This is a genomic window from Cupriavidus sp. F041 (genome assembly GCF_057814235.1).
Window position 1 is genome coordinate 3,074,568 of record NZ_JBVASY010000002.1, and the last position, 19,876, is coordinate 3,094,443.

Consider the following 19,876-nt stretch of genomic DNA (forward strand, 5'->3'; position numbering starts at 1 on the left):
CCCTTCTATACGAGCCGAAGGGCGGCCACCAGCAATGCCCCCACGGCAAAAGCCCCTGCAGCCCACCGATACCGGCTTTCCCGGAGATCTGCTAGCAGTTGGGCGCGGGCCTGCGTAGCGGCCCGTTTGCCTTGCGCGCGCTCCGGCTCCTCCGCCAGCCACGAACACCACCGCGCGTAGCGCTCCGCAATGGCTTCTGCGCACTCCTCTGCCGACAGGTCCGTCGGGGCCAACTGTTGTGCCGTCTTCCACGCCCAAGCGACGGCCCTTGGCATGTTGTCGCCTTCGTCCTGAAAATCGTAGAGCCTTACCAGCTGCCACATTTGGTCTGCGGGCCCGAAGTCATCGAGAGCGCCGGCACGTTGATACAGCAGCAGCACCATTGCGCCAAAGGCGGCGTCGTGGCCGCCGTTGGCCATCAATCGGTGGGCGACCTCGTGCAGGTAAACCGCTTGGATAACAGCTTTCCGAGGTTCCTGCCGCCCAGTCTCAACGAGCCGGCTAGCCAGGATGACCTCCCCATGTTCCGTGAGGTGCCTGGGGAAACAATAGCCTCCCCAGCTATCGCCGTCCTTAAACTCGCGCAAGAAGAGGACCGGTACCGGGACCAACCGAAGCCGATCGAACAGCTCCGGCGTGACGGCAGCTGAGAAGGCTGATGGAGTTGGAATTTCGACCTGGCGCAAAGCCACAAGCTTGTCCATGATCATTTGCAAAGCGTCGAAAGCAACACGTTTAGCTGCGGGTTCATCTGGGGATTGGTGTCGAAGAGCACCTGCGACCGCTGGACCTTGGCCCCGACTTCCGCCCTAATCTGGCGCAAAGACTTGAAGCTGTAGACCGGGTTGCCGCCAACGCAAGTACAGGTCCAGTACATCTTGTCCTCCAAGGCCTGTCGCACTGCCTCCGCCCGAGCCCGTTGACTGGCTTTGTAGGCTTCGGAAGCAGCGTGCCCGGCCTGTAGGATCTCCGCTGCAGTCTCAGCTCCTGCAGGGAAGGATGCGGCCAGGGCGGCGAAAAGTAATAGCACTCGCATCAGATACCCCCTGCGTAAATTGCCGCTCGGCGCATGTCGTACAGGCCGAAGAGGTAGGCGCGGATTTCGCCAGCAGGCTCGGCCATGATTAGCTCCTCCAGCCGCTCCAAGGGCATGCGATAGGGGTCTTCTAGGTCGAGGATGCAGGACAGGTCGGTGTCCTGTGACAGAGTGTGGAGAGGATGGGAATGTAGAATGGCGCCAGCCATGAAAAACCTCCCTTGAAGGTTGGTCGTGGTCAGGCGAGTCCTGTGGTGGCTGCCACCAGGCTCGCCGCTTTTCGTCAGCGCCAAGCTATGCCGACGAAGTAGAGTGCTCAGGGAAGGGAGTTACCTGGGTCTAGCCGAGACGGTCCAATAGACTTTCCGGTTTCAGATGCGTGTAGCGCTTCAACATCTGCATGCTCCGATGGCCGCTGATGCTCGCCACCTCCATGGGATGGAGTCCTTTCTCGAAGAGACGCGAGACCGCTTCATGACGAAGGTCGTGCCATCGCAGATCATCGATCTGAAGCTTCGTCAGGGCACGAGTCCAAACGAGCAATACGGCGTTTGGCGTGGTTCTCAGAACGTGGGTGGATTCAGGCGAACTCTCTGCCTCAAGGCCGCTCGATGTGCGCAATGTCGTCAGAACGCTATGAGCGCGCCTTGACAGCGGCAAGACAGGTGGAACACCTTTGTTAGCTGCGCCCCGAGCCTCCGCGGGAAAGCGAATCATCCGCCCGGGAAGATCGATCCATTCCCACCGTAGGGAGAAGAGGCAGCCCTTCCGAAGTGCAGTCTCGATGGCGAGATCGAAGGCTGGTGCGGCATAGCGATTGGCGCTGGACTCAAGTTGAGCACGAATCGCGTCATACTCTCCGTCACCGAGCCGGCGGTCGCGCGCTGCGCTCCCTCCAGGCTTTCGGATGTTCTTCAGAGGATTGGCCAAGCCCTCCATCCCCCATTCCTTCCGCGCGGTCTCAAACAGATGACTCACTAGTTGGAGTTCTAGGCGGATCGTGTTCTCCGCCTTACCTTCGCTTCTGCGAGCGTCCCTATAGCGAGCGAAGTCAACACCCCGCAGCGAAGTGAGACCGCGATAGGCAAGTTCCGTCGAGAGCCAACGTTGAATTCGACTGCTTTCTTGGGTCGGATGTCGCTTGGAGGGTACGATTTCTTGACGGTAGCGCTCAAGCGCTTCCCTGAGCGTCGTGCGCTCTGCTTCTGAGCGATCGACGTATATGCCCGCGTCCATTTCGGACTCGATCTTACGAGCCCACTGTTGGGCTTGGTTCCGAGTGTCAAAGGTTCTGTAGGTCGGCTTGAACCCTCTCCGACGAACCTCTGCGCGCCAGTACGCGCCACGCTGGGCGATGTAAGCCATCCGGGTGCTCCAAACAAGCAATGTTGATACAGGCCTGGATGGTGCGATTCCGGCAGATTTCCGGCAAAGGCGAATTTTTGCTGGCTGCAGAACGCAAAAAAGGCGTAGCGGTTGCCCGCTACGCCTTTTCGCAATGCTGGTGGGTCGTGCGTGACTCGAACACGCGACCAACGGATTAAAAGTCCGCTGCTCTACCGACTGAGCTAACGACCCGGAAAAACTGAAGCCGCGATTATAGGAATATCTTGGCCCTAATGTCAACCTTAGCGCGTTAAACGTTCGTGCTAGATCATGCGCTCAAGGCGCCATATCTGGTAGCGGAAGCCCAGCACCGAGCCGGCCAGGATGCCGGCCAGCGCAATAAACGAGCCGATTGCCAGCGTCGACACACCCGACAAGCCCTGGCCGATCGTGCAGCCCAGGGCGGTCACGCCGCCTGCGCCCATCAGGATGCCGCCCACCAGATGGTTGCCAACGTCCTCGGCGCTGCCAAAGCCTTCCCAGCGGAAGGTGCGCGTGACCAGCGCATAGGCGGCGGCCCCGGCCACCACGCCGAACACGCTGACGACGCCAATGGTCAACACCTTGCTCTTGTCGCTGAACATCATCAGCCAGTCCAGCGTATAGGCATACGGAGCGACGAAGCTCAGGCTTTCCATGCGGCCGCTATTGGTGCCCACGAACAGCTCTTCGAGCGTGTTGGGATCTTCGGACACATAGCCAATATGCCCCGAGACGTACCACATCGCCACGATGATGAGCCCCACCGCAATGCCGCCCAGCAGGTTATCGAAAGTTCGGAAGCCGCGTCCGGCCAGCGCCCAGATCACCAGCGCTCCGCCCAGCACCAGCCCGATGCCAAGCTGCAGGGTGCCACGCGCCATGCCGCTGGCATGCGCCAGCACCGAGGGCAGGTCCTGCGTGGTGGGCAGCGTGAGCGTCACCGCATCGACGGTATTCAAGCGAATCACGCCGAACAGGCCGCGCAACGTCATATAGGCGGACAGCCCGAGGAATACGAATACCACCAGCGATTTCAGGTTGCCCGCGCCGATGCGCACCAGGGTCTTGCTGCCGCACCCCGAGGCCAGCACCATGCCGAAGCCGAACATCAGCCCGCCCACCAGCGCGGAAAGCCAGCTAAGCCTGCTTGCGGCATAGATGGTCTTGGCGGGATCGATGTAACCGCCCGCCGCCAGCCCGGCGGTGCCGATCATGGCCACGCCGATGGCGAGGCCCCACATGCGCATGCGGCTCCAGTCGCCCATGTTGACGATGTCGGAGACCGCGCCCATGGTGCAGAAGTGCGTGCGCTGGAGCACCACCCCAAACAGGAAGGTCAGGATGAAGGTGCTCGCCAGTATGGTACGGCTGAGCGCTGCGAGATCAATATCGGGCATGAGTGTCCGGTGGGGGAATCGGAACGGGTGTGTACGGCGTCAGGGTTGAGTGCGCGCGAGCGCGCGCTCTTGTTGCGCAACCGTCAGGCGGCGCCCTGGTAGCGGGTTGGATCGGGCACGCCGGCGGCCTCGAAACCGGCGCGGCGGATGCGGCAGGAGTCGCATACGCCGCAGGCGCGGCCGTCGTCGTCGGCCTTGTAGCACGACACCGTCATGCCGTAGTCCACCCCGAGCCTGACGCCGGCGCGGATGATCTCGCCCTTGGTCATGTCGATGATGGGCGCGTGCACGCGGATGCGCTCGCCTTCCACGCCGGCCTTGGTGGCCAGGTTGGCAAGCGTCTCGTAGGCCGAAACATACTCGGGCCGGCAATCCGGATAGCCTGAGTAATCGACCGCGTTGGCGCCGAAGAACAGGTCGCGGCCGCCAACGGCCTCGGCCCAGCCCAGGGCCAGCGAGAGCATGATGGTATTGCGGGCCGGCACATAGGTGACCGGAATCCCGCCGACCGCGCCGTCGGTGGGCACGTCCAGGCTATCGTCGGTCAGCGCCGAGCCGCCGAAGCGGCGCAGGTCGAGGTCGATGATCTCGTGGCGCACCGCGCCCAGGGCCGCCGCCACGCGCTTGGCTGCCTCCAGTTCCGAGGAATGGCGCTGGCCATAGCGCATCGACAGCGCATAGGTCTCGAAATCCTGTGCATTGGCCATGGCTAAGACGGTGGCGGAGTCCAGGCCGCCGGAAAGCAGGACGATAGCGCGTTTTTTCATGAAGGCAGGGGGCGGCGCCTGGCGGCGCCACGCAAAATTCGGGGCGAATTGCGTATTTTAGCGCGACCACGACAAAAGGCCCGCGGATGCGGGCCTTTTGTCTTTCGTCTGCCACCGGCGCCCTGCCAGCGCGGCGCCTTACTTCAGCGTCTTGAGGCGATTGGTCGCCGCCTGCGCGCCCTCGGTGCCGGGGTATTTGGCTACCACCTGCTCCAGGGTCTTGCGGGCCGCGGGCTTCTGCCCCGATTCGATCTGGTTGTTGGCGATGGCGATCAGCGCATCCGGCACCTTGGGGTGATCCGGATAGGCCTGCACCAGGTTCTGCAGCACCGTGGTGGAACGGCTGTAATCCCGCTGCGCATACAACGAGTTACCTAGCCAGTATTGCGCCAGCGGCACATACGGGCTCTGCGGGTACTTCTTGATGAAGGCCGAGAACACGTTGCCGGCACCCTTGAAGTCCCCGGTCTGGAACTGCTTGAGCGCGGCATCGTATTCGGTCTTCTCGCCGGGTTGCGACAGGCCTTCCCGGCCATCCACGGTGACCTGCTGCGGCTCGAATTTCTTCAGGCGCGCATCGAGGTCGGCGTAGTAGTCCTTCTGCTGTTTCTGCAGCGTGGCCACCTCATTCTGCAACATCTCGTTCTGGCCGCGCTGCCGCGCCACTTCCTGCCGCAGGCCCTCGAGCTGGTTCTGCATGTCGAGCTGGGCGCGGCTGTTCTGGTCGATGCGCTGCGATGCCGTTGCCTGGAAACCGTTGAACTGGTCCCGCATGGTCACGATGGCTTTGCGCGCCTCGTCATCGTCGAACACCCCGGCCCGCGCCTGCGCAACATGTAGCAGGCTGGCGCAGGACATCGCAGTAAGCAATACCAACTTGGAGACGCGTGCTTTCATGAGTTGGCTATCCGCAGATTAGTACGTAATGTCCGCGCGACGGTTTTCCGCCCACGAGGCTTCGTCATGGCCGGTTGCCTTGGGCTTTTCCTTGCCCAGGCTGACGGCTTCCATCTGGCTTTCCGGCACGCCCAGCGAGGACATGGAACGGCGCACGGCCTCGGCACGCTTCTGGCCCAGCGCCAGGTTGTACTCGCTGGTACCGCGCTCGTCGGTGTTGCCCTGGATCAGGATGCGGCGGCCCTTGCTGGCGGCAAGGTACTTGGCGTGCTCGGACAGCATGCCCTGGTAGTCGGACTTGACGCTGTAGCTGTCGAAGTCGAAGTACACGCTGCGCTTGGCCAGCGGGCTGTTCGGGTCGTTCAGCGGATCGCGCGAGACGTCCACCGGCGCCACGGCTCGGGCGTCGGTCGAAGGCGTGCCCTTGCCACCGGCACCGGCGGTGTCGTCCAGCTTGACGCCGGAGCTGCAAGCGCCGAGGGCCAGCAGGGCGGCAACGGCAAGGGTTTTGGTCATCATTTGGGTCATGGCTAGGAACTCCTCGTTTATTGCATGAATGGTCCCCAGGACGGCTCGCGAACCTCGCCGGACTGGAGCGACAAAACCTGCCGGGTACGCCCGTCAGTGGACACTGCCGCCAGCACCGAGCGACCTCCCACCCGGGTGGCATAAAGAATGTACTTGCCGTTGGCGGCGAAGCTCGGCGCCTCGTCGTTGGCGGTGTCGGTCAGCGACGTGACATCGCCATTGCCGAGATCCATCAGCTGCAGCTTGAAGCCGCCGTTGCGGGTGATATAGGCCAGTTGCTTGCCGTCAGGGGAAATGCGCGGGCTCACGTTGTAGCTGCCCTTGAAGGTCACACGCTGGGCTGCCCCGCCCTCTTCCCCGCTGGCCGGCATGCGGTAGATCTGGGGCGCGCCGCCGCGATCGCTGGTGAAGTAGATGCCGCGGCCGTCCGGCGCGTATTGCGGCTCGGTGTCGATGGCGCTGCTGCGCGTGAGGCGCTTGAGGCCGGAGCCATCTGCGTTGACCTGGTAGATCTGGGTATTGCCGTCGCGCGACAGCGCCAGCGCGAGGCGTTGCCCGTCGGGCGACCACGAAGGCGCGCTGTTGTTGCCCTTCTGGTTGGACACCAGCGTGCGGCGGCCGCTTGCCAGGTCGTGCACGTAGACCACGGGCTTCTTGGCTTCGAACGACACGTAGGCAACCTTGCTGCCATCCGGCGACCACGAAGGCGAGATGATCGGCTCGTTGCTGGTCAGCGCCACCTGGGAGTTCTGGCCATCGGAGTCCGAGATCAGCAGCTGGAAGCGTCCGCCCACGCGCGAGACATAGGACAGGCGGGTGGCAAACACGCCACGCTCGCCCAGCAGCTTCTCGTAGATGTAGTCGGCGATCTTGTGCCCGGCGACGCGCAACTGGTTCGGCCCGACGGTGAAGGCCAGTCCGCCAAGGCTCTGACCCTTGACGGTGTCGTAGAGGCGGAAGCGCACGTCGTACTGGCCATTGCCGGTCGGGGTCACGCTGCCGGCCACGAAGGCGTCGGCGCCGCGCGACTTCCAGTTGCCAAGGTCGGCATTGGCGGATTCGGCCACGGTGACGCCAGCCGGATCGATATTGCGGAAGCGCCCGCTGCGCTGCAGGTCGCCGCGGATGATGGCGGTGACATTTTGCGGGGCCTGTGCTTCGCCCTGGAAGTTGGCGGTGGCGATCGGGAACTGGCTGGCGCCTACGCCGGTGATTTCAACGTTCAGTTGCGCCTGTGCGCTGCCGGCCGAAAAGGCCAGCGCCACGGCCAGCCAGGCAAACAGGGCGTTCGCGCGGGTGTTGTGCCGCCGTGCGGCTAGCCAAAGGGGGGCCCAAAGCTTTCGCATGCTGCTCCTCAGTCGAGATCAATATTCATCGAGCGCGGCCGGCAAACTGGAAGCCGTGGTACGGGCAAGCATGTCGCATGCCCGTATCGCGTGCACCGGGGGACATTTGCCGGCCGCGTCAGGCAACCTATCATCCTAGCGCCGGGATAGCCCGGCTTCGACGCAGGTTGCAATCTGTTGCAATTCGAAAACACCCGTGCCATCGCTATCGCCACGCTCCCTCGCCTTAGTCGTTCGGCTTGAACGTGATGGTAAAGCTGGCCGGCGCCTTGCCATTCTCGTCGCGGGGCAGCGGGTCCGAGCGCTCGACGGCGCGCAGCACCGCGCTGTCCCAGGCGGCATTGCCGCTGGACTTCGCCAGCCGCGACGACATCAGGGAGCCATCCGGCGCGAGCTGGACGGACACCACCGCGGCCGGATTGCCAGGCACGTCTTCAGTAAATACGATATTCGGCTTGACGCGGCGACGCACGCGGTCCGGGTAGCCTGGCGAAGCCTTGCCGCCCGAGCCGGCGCCGCTGCCCGCGCTGCTGCCGACACCGCCGGCGCCACCGGCGGTACCCGAGCCACCGGCCAGGGCCTGCAGGCGTGCCAGTTCGCCATGGCGCTGGGCATTGGCGGCAGCGTCGCGCTTGGCCTTGGCGTCGGCATCCGCCTTGGCCTTCGCGTTGGCGGCGGCCTTGGCTTCCGCGTTTGCCTTGGCGGTGGCGGCGGCCTTGGCATCGGCATTTGCCTTCGCCTTGGCGTCCGCATCGGCGCGCGCCCTGGCATCGGCCTCGGCACGGGCCTTGGCATCGGCGCGGGCCTTCGCTTCGGCATCCTTGCGCTCCCGCTCGGCCTGTTCCTTGCGCTGTTGATCGTGCTGGATGGCGGCCTGCTTGCGCGCGTCGTCCTTGCGCTGCGTCTCCTTCTTCTGATCTTCTTTCTTCTGCTCCTCGCGGCGTTGTTCTTCGCGGCGCAGGTCTTCCTTATGCTGGGCTTCCTTGCGGGCCGCCTCCTGGCGCTCGGCTTCCTGGCGCGCGCGCAGGTCGGCCTGCTTGCGCGTCTCCTCGCGGGCGGCGGCTTCGGCCTGGCGGCGCTTTTGCTGCTGGAGGGCGATCTCGGCGTCTTCTTCGGCGCGCGACTTCACTGCCGGCGCGGGCGGCGCGGGGCGCGCCTGCTCCACCGGCACAGGTGCGGGCAGCGGAGCCGGAAGCGGCATCGGCGCGGGGGTTGCGGGGATCTCGTCCCAGAGTTCGGCTTCGGCGCCGACGGGCGTGCTGCTCTGCCAGTGCACGCCAAAATACAGCACGATGCCAAGCAGCAGGTGCATGAAAACCGCGAGCAGGAAGGAACGCAGGGTTCCCCGCTCCGGGGCCGGCTGATAAGGATAGGCGGCGGTCTTCATGGCGGGCGGCGGTGCTTACTTGGGCTTGACCATCAGGCCGACGCGCTTCACGCCATCGGCCTTGAGCACCGACATCACGTCGAGCACGGCCTCGTACTTGACCGAGCGGTCGGCAGCGATCACCACCGGCTGGTCGGGATTCTCGTTCTGGCGCTGGCGCACGAAATCGATCAGGCCCTGCTTGTCGAGCTTGCGCTCGAAGGCATTGCCGGCGCCATCCTTGCCGCGCGCGGTGAGCGCGCCGTCTTCATGCACGGTAACGACGATGGGCGGCGCTTTCTGCTGCTGCGTGGCATTGGCCACGCTGGGCAGATCGACCACGGCAGGGTTCACGATCGGTGCGGCCACCATGAAAATGACGAGCAGCACCAGCATCACGTCGATGTAAGGCACGACATTGATGTCGGCGCTGGCCCGGCGGCGCGAGCCGCCGCGGCGCTGTATCGCTGCCATTGCAGGGTTCTCCTTGACCGATGACGTTGGTGGCTTCGGCGCTTTAGCGGGTCTGCCGTTGCAGGATATTCAGGAATTCTTCCATGAAGCTCTCGAAACGGATGGCCAGGCGATCCACTTCGGTGGCGTAGCGGTTGTACGCGATCACGGCAGGAATCGCCGCAAATAGACCGATGGCGGTGGCGACCAGCGCCTCGGCAATGCCGGGCGCAACCGCGGCAAGCGTCGCTTGCTGCACGTTGGACAATCCGCGGAAGGCGTTCATGATGCCCCACACCGTGCCGAACAGGCCGATATAAGGACTGACAGAGCCCACCGAGGCCAGGAACGGAAGATGCGATTCCATCACATCCATCTCGCGCTGGTAGGCCGCACGCATGGCGCGCCGGGCTGCGTCGAGCAGCGCCCCGGCGTCGTGGTTGCGCTCACGCGCCTTCAGGTACTCGCCCATGCCGGACTCGAAGATCCGTTCCAGCGCGCCCGTGCTGTGGCGATTGTTGGCCGCGCTCTGGTACAGCGCCTGCAGGTCGCCGCCAGCCCAGAAGTCGCGCTCGAAGCCCTCGGTCTGGCTGCGCGCCGAGCGCAGCGAGAAATGCTTGCGGAAGATATATGTCCACGAAAACAGGGACATCACCAGCAGCAGGGCCATGACGGCCTGCGCCAGCACACTGGCGTGTAGCACCAGCGAAATGATCGACAGGTCTTGCGTGACGGTCACGGGATTCATCGAGCGGTCTTGATGGTTGCTAGAACGGGAGCGGGAATGGGCGTCGGGCGAAATGTGTTGCGATCGACACATCCAACCCGGATGGCGCCGGTAGCCAGCAATTGCTCACCACGCCAGGCTTCCTGGGCGAATTGGACAGACGCCGGACCAACCCGTTCAATCCGGGTCCGGATATCAAGCATGTCGTCCAGACGGGCGGGGGCATTGTAGTCCACCGCCGTGCTTCTGACGATGAAGACGACGCCGGTCTCATCGGCCAGCGCTTGCTGTTCGATGCCAAGCGAGCGCAGCCACTCGGTCCGGGCGCGCTCGAAGAATTTCAGGTAATTGGCGTAGAACACCACGCCGCCCGCGTCGGTGTCTTCCCAGTACACCCGCAAGGCCCACACATTGTTGCTCATGGCCGCGATTGTAACGGACAGCCGGCCCCACCCGGTGTATACCCTCACCCGACATTACAACAATTACATTACCTGACAGACTAGCCGTTGACTTTCGGGCAGCGGGCCCTTTCCGCCTTCTTGCAGCGAGCCGGCGCCTCGCGTTAAACTGCCGCCAACCATTCCATCTTGCGCGACTGGCGAAGTCAGTGGGCACTACCACGAGGAAGCGCAAGTTTCTCTGGCGCGATGTATCAAGCGCCTGCCGCTCGCCTGGGCAGCGAATGGGAAGCAGGGTGCGCCCTGCGCCGGACTAGCCACGCTTTCCGGCGCTGGTCGCATGTGCCTTCCCCGCGCGCCCTACCCCGAAGCCGATTCGGATCTCCTTTTTTTCAGACGAGTTTTCGCCATGTTCGAACGCAGCCGCTATACGATCGACCAGATCGACCCCGAGCTTTTTGCCGCTATCCAGAAAGAAGACCAGCGCCAGGAAGAGCACATCGAGCTGATCGCCTCGGAAAACTACACCTCGCCGGCCGTGATGGCCGCCCAGGGTTCGCAACTGACCAACAAGTACGCCGAAGGCTATCCCGGCAAGCGCTACTACGGTGGCTGCGAGTATGTCGACATCGTCGAGCAGCTCGCCATCGACCGCGTCAAGCAACTGTTCGGCGCCGAAGCCGCCAATGTGCAGCCCAACTCCGGCTCGCAGGCCAACCAGGGCGTGTTTTTCGCCGCCCTGAAGCCGGGCGACACCATCATGGGCATGAGCCTGGCCGAAGGCGGCCACCTGACCCACGGTATGGCACTCAACATGAGCGGCAAGTGGTTCAACGTGGTGAGCTACGGCCTGGACGCCAACGAAGACATCGACTACGTTGCGCTGGAAAAGCTGGCACAGGAAAAGAAGCCCAAACTGATCATCGCCGGCGCCTCGGCCTTCGCCCTGCGCATCGACTTTGAACGCATCGCCACGGTTGCCAAGTCTATCGGCGCCCTGTTCATGGTCGACATGGCCCACTACGCCGGCCTGATCGCCGCCGGCGAGTACCCGAACCCGGTTCCGCACGCCGACTTTGTCACCACGACCACCCACAAGAGCCTGCGCGGCCCGCGCGGTGGCGTGATCCTGATGAAGGCCGAGCATGAGAAGGCCATCAACTCGGCCATCTTCCCCGGCATCCAGGGCGGCCCCCTGATGCACGTGATTGCCGGCAAGGCCGTGGCCTTCAAGGAAGCCCTGTCGCCCGAGTTCAAAACCTACCAGCAGCAAGTGGTCAAGAACGCCCGCGTCATGGCCGAAACGCTGACCGAGCGCGGCCTGCGCATCGTCTCGGGCCGCACCGAGAGCCACGTGATGCTGGTCGACCTGCGCGCCATGCAGATCACCGGCAAGGAAGCAGAAAAGGTCCTGGGCGAAGCGCATATCACCGTCAACAAGAACGCCATCCCCAACGACCCGGAAAAGCCCTTCGTCACTTCGGGTATCCGCCTGGGTTCGCCGGCCATGACCACCCGCGGCTTCAAGGAAGAAGAAGCCCGCCAGGTGGCCAACCTGGTCGCCGACGTGCTGGAGAATCCGCACGACCTGGCCAATATCGCCAGCGTGCGCGAGCAAGTGGCAGCCCTGACCAAGCGTTTCCCGGTCTACGGCTGATCCCCCTGCGCCACCCGCCCACGCGCGGGTGGCCGGCAGTCCGCCGCGGCGCGCCAGCGCTGCCGGCGGGCCTTGCCAACCCAGCCCAGCGCAACACAGAATGACAAGACGCTGCACGCGCAGCAAGCGCCCCGGCTCAAACTTCGAGGTGGTCAGGCATGAAATGCCCCTTTTGCGCTCATTCCAATACCCAGGTCCTGGACACGCGCATGTCCGAAGAAGGCGATACAGTCCGCCGCCGCCGCCGCTGCGAATCCTGCGACCGCCGCTTCACCACCTATGAGCGGATCGAACTGTTCTTCCCCGCCATCGTCAAGAAAAACGGCTCCCGCGCGGACTACACCCGCGACAAGCTGAAGGACTCCATGCGCCTGGCGCTGCGCAAGCGCCCGGTCTCCGCCGAGGCCATCGACGCCTCCATCACCCGCATCGAAGAAAAGCTGCTCGCGCTCGGCGAGAAGGAAATCCCCAGCAGCCAGGTCGGGGAACTGGTCATGCGCGAACTGCGCCGGCTCGACAAGATTGCATATATCCGGTTTGCTTCGGTGTACCGGAGCTTTGAAGACGTGTCGGAATTCCGCGACATGCTGGATGAATTTTCAACGTCTACCCCACGAAAGCAGTAGAAAAAGTAACGGGAACGTTGTTTAATCCTTTCCAAATTGTGCCCTAGGCTGCATTCCCATAACTATAGTTCCGCCTGGGTAGTAGTGACAAAACAATAGAACGAAGCCAAAAGAACGAAGTCTTTTCGGACGAGGGTCAGAATGGGTCAGTCAAGCTGTCGGGGGACGGCCGGCTTTGCCATGCTCGAAGCATTGGTGGCAATGGTCGTATTGGCGATTGGCGTGCTCGGGGTCGCCAGCCTGCTCCTCAATTCCTCGCGTTTTTCCCAGCAAGCCTCCTACGATACCGTTGCCATGCAGCTGGCCACCGAAATGGCCGAGCGCATGCGTGCGAACACTGCCGTCTCCGGCGTGGGCGCGGCCGCCGAGGCCCTCACGCCCAACCTGTATTTCATCGACACCCAGACCAGCCAGCTGCCCGCGCTGACGCGTAATCCCTATACGACGGCCTGCGCCAGCACGCTGCTTTCCTGCGCGCAGGACACGGCCCGCTTCGATGTGATCGAGTGGTGGAACCGGGTAGCCGCAGCCCTGCCCGGCGGCCGCGCGGTGATCTGCCGCGATACCGTTGCCTATAACCAGACGTCCGGCTTTTCCTGGGGCTGCACGGCCGCTGCAAGCGGCCGTGTCGACGATGCGCCGATCGTCATCAAGGTCGGGTGGATATCGCGCCTGAGCAGCAAGACGCTGGGGACCGGCGCCGATCTCGCCGACATGAACACGCGGCCGCAGATCGTCATCGTCGCCACGCCCGGCACGGTAAACTGATGCGTACGCTCCGCAAGCCGTACCGGCATGCCCAGTCGGGCATGTCGCTGGTCGAACTGATGGTCGCGATGGTCCTCGGCCTGTTGCTGACACTGGCAGCGACCGCCGTTTATTTGGGCAGCCGCACCAACTACAGCACCATCGACGACACCACCGCGCTCGACGAGAAGGGCCGTTTTGCCCTGGACACCATCGTCCGCATCGTGCGGCAGTCCGCATGGACCAACTACGCCGGCAACAGCGCGCCGGCAACAAACCCGGCCAGCGGGCCCATCGCCCAGGCGCCTGGCGGCATCATGCCGACCACCGTCGCGTTGTCACCCACGATCAGCGGCGTCGACAACTGCGCCAGCCCGGGCCAGGACGCGAGCCTCAACCTGTCGTGCCTGCCGGGCACCACCAACCCCGTGAACAAGAGCGACGTGCTGCAGGTGCGCTTCTTCGGTTCGGGCACGCCGTCGGATCGCACCGTGCCCGACAACAGCATGATCGATTGCTCCGGCAATGGCGTCGCGGAACCACAAGCATGGGAGGACGCGGACCTTGCGCGCGGCTTCGCGCGCTTCTTCGTGGCGCCAGACCCCAACGACCCGAGCGGCAACCCGCAACTGATGTGCGGCTATCGCGCTCGCGATGCATCCAACAAGGAAATCTCGAACACCGCGATCACGTCCGTGCCAATCATCTCCGGTGTTGAGGTGTTCCAGGTGCTGTACGGGGTCGACACCAACAATGACTACATCCCTGACCGCTACCTGCCGGCCACGGATGTGCTGGCGCTGGCCACCAGATGGCAAACCGTCGTGTCGCTGAAGATCGCCCTGGTACTCGTCGGCGACGCCGCGACCAGCCTGGCGCCGGAGGTGCCCACTTTCCAGCTCTTCGGCACGCTCTATGGGGGCGACAGCACCGTCAACAACGCGACCTACAAGCCGACCACGCAGCTACAGCGCATGCGCCGCCAGTACTCGGTCACCGTCCAACTGCGCAACGTCGCAACGTGCCGCACTTGCTCCCCTTCATGAGCGCCCCTCTCAAGCCAGCCGCCCAGCGCGGCATTGCCCTGATCACCGGCCTGGTCATGCTCCTGATGATCAGCATCATGGCCGTGGCCGGCGCACGCCTGGCGATCAACAGCAAACGCATGGCATCCAACCAGCGTGACCGCGACCTTGCAGTGCAAGCGGCCGAAATGGCGCTACAGGATGCCGAGATGGACATCCAGGGTGTCGTTGCCGTCAACGGCCGCTCCGCCCTGTTCTCTGGCAGCAATCCCAACCTGCTGCCTTTCGTCGCCGGCTGCAACACGGGGAGCGCGCCTGGCGCAGCCTTCCAGGGCCTGTGCGCGGCCGTCGACAGCGGCACCCCGAACTGGGAAGCCGTGGACTTTGCGCAGACCGGGGCGAATGCCCGCACGGTGGCCTACGGCACCTTCACCGGACGCCAGTTCCCAACCGCGCCCACGGGCCTGCTGCCCGCCGCCCTGCCCCGCTACATCATCGAGCCGATCCAGGACACATCGCCCGGCGCTTCCGGGAGCCCCGACGCTCCGGTCGTCTACATCTTTCGCGTCACCGCGATGGGCTTCGGTGCCAACACCGCCACCCGCGCCATGCTGCAGTCGTACTACCGGAAGGCTGAATGAATGACCTCGCTCCTGACCTAAGCGGAGATTCTGTGATGACACGCCTATGCCAGATCGCGCTGGCCCTCGTTGTCGCCGGTGCAAGCTTGCTTCCCGCGCCAACGCGGGCGGCCACCGCCTTGACGCCGTCCACGGTGGACATTGCGCAGTCGCCGCTCTACGGACGCAACCAGAATGTCAACCCGAACCTGCTGCTGTCGCTGTCGGTAGAGTTCCCGACGGTGGGCGCGGCGTACCGGACCGGCAGCTACACCCGCGGCACGGAATATGTCGGCTATTTCAACCCGGCCAAGTGCTACAGCTATTCATCCAACGGGTACTTCGAGATCGCCGGCAATGCCAACGCCAATCACGAATGCTCGGGCCAGTACAGCGGCAACTTCATGAACTGGGCCACGGCCTCCGCCATCGACATGCTGCGCTTCGCGCTCACCGGTGGCGACCGGGTGGTGGATACCCCCACGGACACCGTGCTTCAGCGCGCCGTGCTGCAGGATGACTTTTTCAACAGCAGTTCCTACTTTCCCGCCAAGACGCTGACCAAGTCCAGTTCCAGCGTACCTTCCGCGGTGACGCCGTTCGCCACCGATACGCTTTACATCACGTCGTGCAGCAACAAGGTGTTCTTCGGCACCAAGACCGGCAGCGGCGCTTCCTGCAGCAGCCCGGGCAGCTATGCCAACCTCGGCACCATGTATGCCCGCGTCAAGGTGTGCGACGCGAGCGAAGGCAGTTCCCGCACCGACCTCTGCAAGCTCTACGGCACCAACTACAAGCCAGTCGGCGAAATGCAGAAAAACGCCGACCGCGTGCGCTTCGGCGCCTTCGGCTACCTGAACGACAGCTCGGCCACGCGGTACGGCGGCGTGCTGCGGGCCCCGATGAAGTATGTCGGCCCCAAGATGATCGACGGCAACTTCAGCCAGGTCAGCAATCCGAAAACCGAGTGGGATTCCAGCACGGGCGTCTTCGCTGGCAACCCGGAAAACGCCACCGAAGGTATCAGCGGCGTGGTCAACTACCTGAACCAGTTCGGCCGCTCGGGCAAGTACAAGGGCCTGGACCCGGTCAGCGAGTTGTACTACGAGAGCATCCGCTACCTGCAAGGCAAGCAGCCCACACCGGAGGCGATCACTGACCTCCAGACCGCCTACAGAGACGGCTACCCGGTCTATACCAGCTGGTCGGATCCGGTCGTCGCGAAATGCCAGCGCAACTACGTGCTGAGTATCGCCGACATCAATACGCACTGGGATCGCTATGTTTCCGGCAACACCCGCACGACCTATATATCGGGCGGCAAGGCCGTAACCGCAAACGACCCCGTGCGCGCGATCGAGGCCGACGGCTTCGACGTCATGGCCTGGACCAGGAAGGTCGCGGACATGGAGAGCACGACGAACTACGGCAATAGCAAGCCCGACTCCTCGCTGGCCAATATGAGTACGGCCGACACGGGCTCCAGCGGCCACGGTACGTACTATATGGCGGGCGTTGCCTACTGGGCGCACACCTACGGCTTCCGGGCGGATATGCCGTCGCTGCGCGTGACCACCTACACCATCGACGTCAACGAGAACGGCAATGGGACCGTCGGCACCGCGCAGCGCCAGAGCCAGTTGTACCTGGCGGCAAAATACGGCGGCTTCAACGATGTCAACGGCGACGGCAGCCCATTTACCACGTCGGGCGCCAACAATACCGTCGCTAAGAACGACAGCGAGTGGGAAGCGACCCCGACCGGATCCAATGTGCCTGCGACGTGGTTCCTGGCGGGTCAGCCGACCGCCATGATCAAGGCGATTCGCGATATCTTCTCCAAGATCGTCAGCTATGGCGGCACCATCGCCGGCGTCGCGCTCACCTCGTCACGCGTTTCCAGCGGCACCTCTATCTTCGCGCCGGGTTTCGACCAGAACTGGACGGGCAAGCTCTCCGCCTTCGCGCTGAGCAATGACAACGGCATCCAGATCGCAAGCAAGGAAAGCTGGGAAGCCGGCGCCTTGCTCACCGCACGCAGCGGCGGCGCAGGCTCACGCAACATTCTCACGTGGGTGCCCGCCAGCAGCGGCGCGGGTGCTGGCAGCGGCGCGCCATTCGACTGGTCATCCATCAACAGTGCGCAGAAGCTCTCTCTAAAGCTCAACGCCAACGAGAGCGACAGCGCCGGGACCGCGCGCCTGAACTACTTGCGAGGCGACCGCAGCAACGAGGAATCGACCGGTGGCACCGGCAGCCTGCGCGCGCGCAATTCCATCCTGGGTGACATCATCAACTCCGGCCCGGCCTACGTTGCGGCCCCCTCCACGGCGATCAACGAGTCCGACTACGGCGCTTTCTACAAGCTGTACCAGAATCGCACCCCGGCGGTCTACATCGGTGCGAACGACGGCATGCTGCATGGATTCAACGCACTGACCGGGGCTGAACTCTTTGCCTATGTACCCAATGCCGTGATGGGGAACCTGATCCAGCTGACGTCGTCCAGCTATGTGCATCGGCCCTATGTGGACGCCACGCCCGTGGTAGCGGAAGCCCGGATCGGCGGCAACTGGAAAACGGTGCTGGCATCCGGCCTCGGCGGTGGCGCACAGGGCCTGTTCGCACTCGACGTGACCGACCCGTCAAACGTGGGAGCCGGCAATGTGCTGTGGGAGTTCACCGACAAGGACGATGCCGACATGGGCAACATCATGTCGACGCCGCAACTCGCCAAGCTCTATGTTGGCGTGGACGCGAACAAGGTCCCGCGATACCAGTGGTTCGTGATCGCCGGCAACGGCATCAACAACAACCTGAACGACGGATCGAGCAATGCGGCAGCGCCTTCCGCCCTGTTCATCCTGTCACTCGACAAGGCACCGGGCACGCCGTGGCGGTTGAATTCAAACTACTGGAAGATTTCGATGGCGGCCGACAGCAACAGCACCGTCGCCAACGGACTGGGCTCACCGTCCCTGGTGACTCTGGCCTCGCGCCAGACCGTGGCCGCCTATGCCGGCGACCTGCAAGGGCGGCTGTGGAAATTCGTGCTTGGCGGCGGCCCTTCCACCTGGAACGCCAGTGGCGCGCTGCCCTACTATGGCGGGGGCAACCTGGGCCAGCCGCTGTTCCGGGCCCGCGATGCGAGTGGAAATCCGCAGGCCATCACGATCCAGCCGCAATGGGTCTATGCCCCGGGCGGCTATATGGTGGTCTTCGGCACGGGCAAGTATTACGAATCGGCCGACACCGGCACAGGCTCCTCGCAGCCCCAGAACTCGATGTACGCGGTCTACGACAGTGGCGGCGCCCAGGCTGTAAACGGGCGCTCCATGCTTAACCCGGTCACGCTGAAGGCCAACTCGAATGGCGGCTACGACTTCAGCAGCAGTGCCTACAGCCTCGGTTTGCCCACCAAGGACAAACCCGCCCCGAGGGCCGGCTGGTACTTCGATTTCGTCGACAGTGGCGAACGCCAGGTCACTTCGATCATCTCCGCGTACAGCCAGATCTGGTTCAATTCGTTGATGACGGGGGCCGATCTGTGCGGTGCCGGTAGCGGCAGCCATAGCTATCAATTGTCCGCGCTGACGGGCATGCCGGTCTCGGGCACCAGCACCGGCACGCCGGCCACGGCTCCCAGCTCAGGGACGGCGTCGACCCTCGGCATGCTCGGCGCACCGGTGCTGATCCAGACCTTGACCACTGTCGACAGCCAGCGCAATTCCTTCGGCCAGGTGACCACGAACAAGACCATTGATGTCTACTCATTCGGCGCCAGCGGCGGCGGCCGCACGGGGGGCGCCAAGTTGTCCAGCAACCCATATGCCGACACGACCGCAACGCCTGGCTTGACTCCGGGCGGCCTGCCCATCACGGGCCGGCTGGGCTGGCGCGAGATCCGCAACTTTGGAGCGACGAAATGAACTGGCGCAGGCGTGCGGTACGCGGCTTCACACTGATGGAGTTGCTCATCATCGTCACCATCATCGGCATCCTGGCGGCGATTGCGTATCCGAACTACACAGAGTACGTTGCACGCGGCCGGCGGGCGGAAGCCAAGGCGGCGATGCTCAATGCCATGCAGGCACTCGAGCGCCATTACGGGCAATTCAACACATATGCGGATTCCGCCGATCCGACCAAGGGATGGCAGGGCTTCCCCCTGCAGTCCAACAGCAATCTCTATACGTTATCCGCCCTGGCGTGCGGCGCGCTCAGTTTCAATGAATGCGTGCAGGTCAATGCCGTCCCCAGGCTGACTGACGCCACTTGCGGCACGCTGCTGCTGCGCAGCACTGGCGAACAGGGCATCCTGGTCAACAACGTATCGAGCTTCACCAACCTGCCACAGGCTTGCCAATGACGCGCGTCCGCCCCGGCCGCCCATCGCGCGGCTTCACCCTGATCGAGCTGTTGACCACCATAGTCGTGATGGCCATCCTGGTTGGCATTGCCATGCCCAGCTTTACCGGCTTCATTCAGCGCAACGCACTGAATGCCGAGGCAGGGGCGCTCGCGTCCGCGCTGGGCACCGCACGCGCCAATGCCATCTCGCACAATACCTGGGTCACGGTCGCGCCCGTCAACAACGACTGGCAGAACGGCTGGACGGTATGCCTGAACCCCGCCCGCGGCGCCGACTGCTCGTCGGGCCAGACCATCCTGCTGCAACATGCCCAGTTGCCACGCAATCTCACCATCAGTTTCACCGGAACGCCGCAGGTCAGCGTGCTCTCCTATTCCCCCGTGGGCTACACCCGCACACTGACCGACGCCATGATGTCGGCGCAGATCCTGATGACGCTCGGCAGCGACAGTCAGACTCGCCTCATCGACGTCAGCCAGCTAGGCCGGGTCCGCGTCTGCGCTCCTGATACAGCCCAGCCGACGGCTTGCAAGGCGTAGTACG

The 19,876-nt window shown here is 63.8% G+C and carries 20 protein-coding genes, 1 tRNA gene and 1 riboswitch; of the genes, 8 read left to right on the top strand and 13 right to left on the bottom strand.

Annotation, left to right across the window (positions count from 1 at the left end; all coding sequences use genetic code 11):
- Positions 1-5: 5 nt before the first annotated feature.
- The 13 genes from ACZY0R_RS31590 to ybgC all read right to left on the bottom strand — a co-directional run bounded on the left by ACZY0R_RS31590 (position 6) and on the right by ybgC (position 10,307).
- Complete coding sequence (locus ACZY0R_RS31590; protein ID WP_488863968.1) at positions 6-704, bottom strand: hypothetical protein; 699 nt, start codon at positions 702-704, stop codon at positions 6-8.
- Positions 705-1,035: 331 nt separating this feature from the next.
- Positions 1,036-1,245, bottom strand: a complete 210-nt coding sequence (locus tag ACZY0R_RS31595; protein WP_488863970.1) for a hypothetical protein — start codon at positions 1,243-1,245, stop codon at positions 1,036-1,038.
- A 130-nt stretch (positions 1,246-1,375) separates the two neighbouring features.
- Positions 1,376-2,401 carry a site-specific integrase gene (locus tag ACZY0R_RS31600; RefSeq protein WP_488863972.1) on the bottom strand — a complete coding sequence of 342 codons (1,026 nt, stop codon included), beginning with the start codon at positions 2,399-2,401 and terminating at the stop codon, positions 1,376-1,378.
- A 137-nt stretch (positions 2,402-2,538) separates the two neighbouring features.
- Positions 2,539-2,614: transfer RNA gene (locus ACZY0R_RS31605), tRNA-Lys, on the bottom strand.
- A 71-nt stretch (positions 2,615-2,685) separates the two neighbouring features.
- Complete coding sequence (locus ACZY0R_RS31610) at positions 2,686-3,801, bottom strand: YeeE/YedE family protein (RefSeq protein ID WP_488863974.1); 1,116 nt, start codon at positions 3,799-3,801, stop codon at positions 2,686-2,688.
- Positions 3,802-3,884: 83 nt separating this feature from the next.
- Positions 3,885-4,568 carry a 7-cyano-7-deazaguanine synthase QueC gene (gene queC / locus ACZY0R_RS31615; RefSeq protein ID WP_488863976.1) on the bottom strand — a complete coding sequence of 228 codons (684 nt, stop codon included), beginning with the start codon at positions 4,566-4,568 and terminating at the stop codon, positions 3,885-3,887.
- Positions 4,569-4,706: 138 nt separating this feature from the next.
- Positions 4,707-5,465, bottom strand: coding sequence for a tol-pal system protein YbgF (gene ybgF, locus ACZY0R_RS31620; RefSeq protein WP_488863978.1), 759 nt, complete (start codon positions 5,463-5,465; stop codon positions 4,707-4,709).
- 18 nt (positions 5,466-5,483) lie between these two features.
- Positions 5,484-5,993 carry a peptidoglycan-associated lipoprotein Pal gene (gene pal, locus ACZY0R_RS31625; RefSeq protein ID WP_488863980.1) on the bottom strand — a complete coding sequence of 170 codons (510 nt, stop codon included), beginning with the start codon at positions 5,991-5,993 and terminating at the stop codon, positions 5,484-5,486.
- A gap of 17 nt (positions 5,994-6,010) precedes the next feature.
- Positions 6,011-7,339 (bottom strand): Tol-Pal system beta propeller repeat protein TolB, encoded by a 1,329-nt coding sequence (gene tolB, locus ACZY0R_RS31630; protein ID WP_488863982.1) that lies wholly within the window; start codon positions 7,337-7,339, stop codon positions 6,011-6,013.
- Positions 7,340-7,565: 226 nt separating this feature from the next.
- Positions 7,566-8,726 carry a cell envelope integrity protein TolA gene (gene tolA / locus ACZY0R_RS31635; RefSeq protein ID WP_488863984.1) on the bottom strand — a complete coding sequence of 387 codons (1,161 nt, stop codon included), beginning with the start codon at positions 8,724-8,726 and terminating at the stop codon, positions 7,566-7,568.
- 15 nt (positions 8,727-8,741) lie between these two features.
- Positions 8,742-9,179 carry a protein TolR gene (gene tolR / locus ACZY0R_RS31640; RefSeq protein ID WP_488863986.1) on the bottom strand — a complete coding sequence of 146 codons (438 nt, stop codon included), beginning with the start codon at positions 9,177-9,179 and terminating at the stop codon, positions 8,742-8,744.
- A gap of 43 nt (positions 9,180-9,222) precedes the next feature.
- Positions 9,223-9,906, bottom strand: a complete 684-nt coding sequence (tolQ, locus tag ACZY0R_RS31645; RefSeq protein WP_488863988.1) for a protein TolQ — start codon at positions 9,904-9,906, stop codon at positions 9,223-9,225.
- Positions 9,903-10,307, bottom strand: coding sequence for a tol-pal system-associated acyl-CoA thioesterase (gene ybgC / locus ACZY0R_RS31650; protein WP_488863990.1), 405 nt, complete (start codon positions 10,305-10,307; stop codon positions 9,903-9,905). The genes tolQ and ybgC overlap by 4 nt, the downstream gene beginning before the upstream one ends.
- 162 nt (positions 10,308-10,469) lie before the next feature.
- A riboswitch (ZMP/ZTP riboswitch) is annotated at positions 10,470-10,572 on the top strand.
- A 123-nt stretch (positions 10,573-10,695) separates the two neighbouring features.
- On the opposite strand from ybgC, the gene glyA reads away from it, so the two are divergent.
- The 8 genes from glyA (at position 10,696) to ACZY0R_RS31690 (ending at position 19,872) form a co-directional block, all read left to right on the top strand.
- Positions 10,696-11,943, top strand: a complete 1,248-nt coding sequence (gene glyA, locus ACZY0R_RS31655; RefSeq protein ID WP_488863992.1) for a serine hydroxymethyltransferase — start codon at positions 10,696-10,698, stop codon at positions 11,941-11,943.
- Positions 11,944-12,101: 158 nt separating this feature from the next.
- Positions 12,102-12,569: a transcriptional regulator NrdR gene (gene nrdR / locus ACZY0R_RS31660; protein ID WP_035863927.1), complete on the top strand. Its 468-nt coding sequence runs from the start codon at positions 12,102-12,104 to the stop codon at positions 12,567-12,569.
- Between the two features lie 180 nt (positions 12,570-12,749).
- Positions 12,750-13,337, top strand: coding sequence for a type IV pilus modification protein PilV (pilV, locus tag ACZY0R_RS31665; protein WP_488863994.1), 588 nt, complete (start codon positions 12,750-12,752; stop codon positions 13,335-13,337).
- The gene (locus ACZY0R_RS31670) at positions 13,337-14,362 is read left to right on the top strand and encodes a PilW family protein (protein ID WP_488863995.1); all 1,026 of its coding nucleotides are present in this window, start codon (positions 13,337-13,339) and stop codon (positions 14,360-14,362) included. The genes pilV and ACZY0R_RS31670 overlap by 1 nt, the downstream gene beginning before the upstream one ends.
- Complete coding sequence (locus tag ACZY0R_RS31675; RefSeq protein WP_488863996.1) at positions 14,359-14,982, top strand: pilus assembly PilX family protein; 624 nt, start codon at positions 14,359-14,361, stop codon at positions 14,980-14,982. The genes ACZY0R_RS31670 and ACZY0R_RS31675 overlap by 4 nt, the downstream gene beginning before the upstream one ends.
- A gap of 35 nt (positions 14,983-15,017) precedes the next feature.
- Positions 15,018-18,890 carry a pilus assembly protein gene (locus tag ACZY0R_RS31680; protein WP_488863998.1) on the top strand — a complete coding sequence of 1,291 codons (3,873 nt, stop codon included), beginning with the start codon at positions 15,018-15,020 and terminating at the stop codon, positions 18,888-18,890.
- Positions 18,887-19,330, top strand: coding sequence for a type IV pilin protein (locus ACZY0R_RS31685; protein WP_488864000.1), 444 nt, complete (start codon positions 18,887-18,889; stop codon positions 19,328-19,330). The genes ACZY0R_RS31680 and ACZY0R_RS31685 overlap by 4 nt, the downstream gene beginning before the upstream one ends.
- Positions 19,327-19,872, top strand: a complete 546-nt coding sequence (locus ACZY0R_RS31690; protein WP_488864002.1) for a GspH/FimT family pseudopilin — start codon at positions 19,327-19,329, stop codon at positions 19,870-19,872. The genes ACZY0R_RS31685 and ACZY0R_RS31690 overlap by 4 nt, the downstream gene beginning before the upstream one ends.
- The last annotated feature ends 4 nt before the right edge of the window (positions 19,873-19,876 follow it).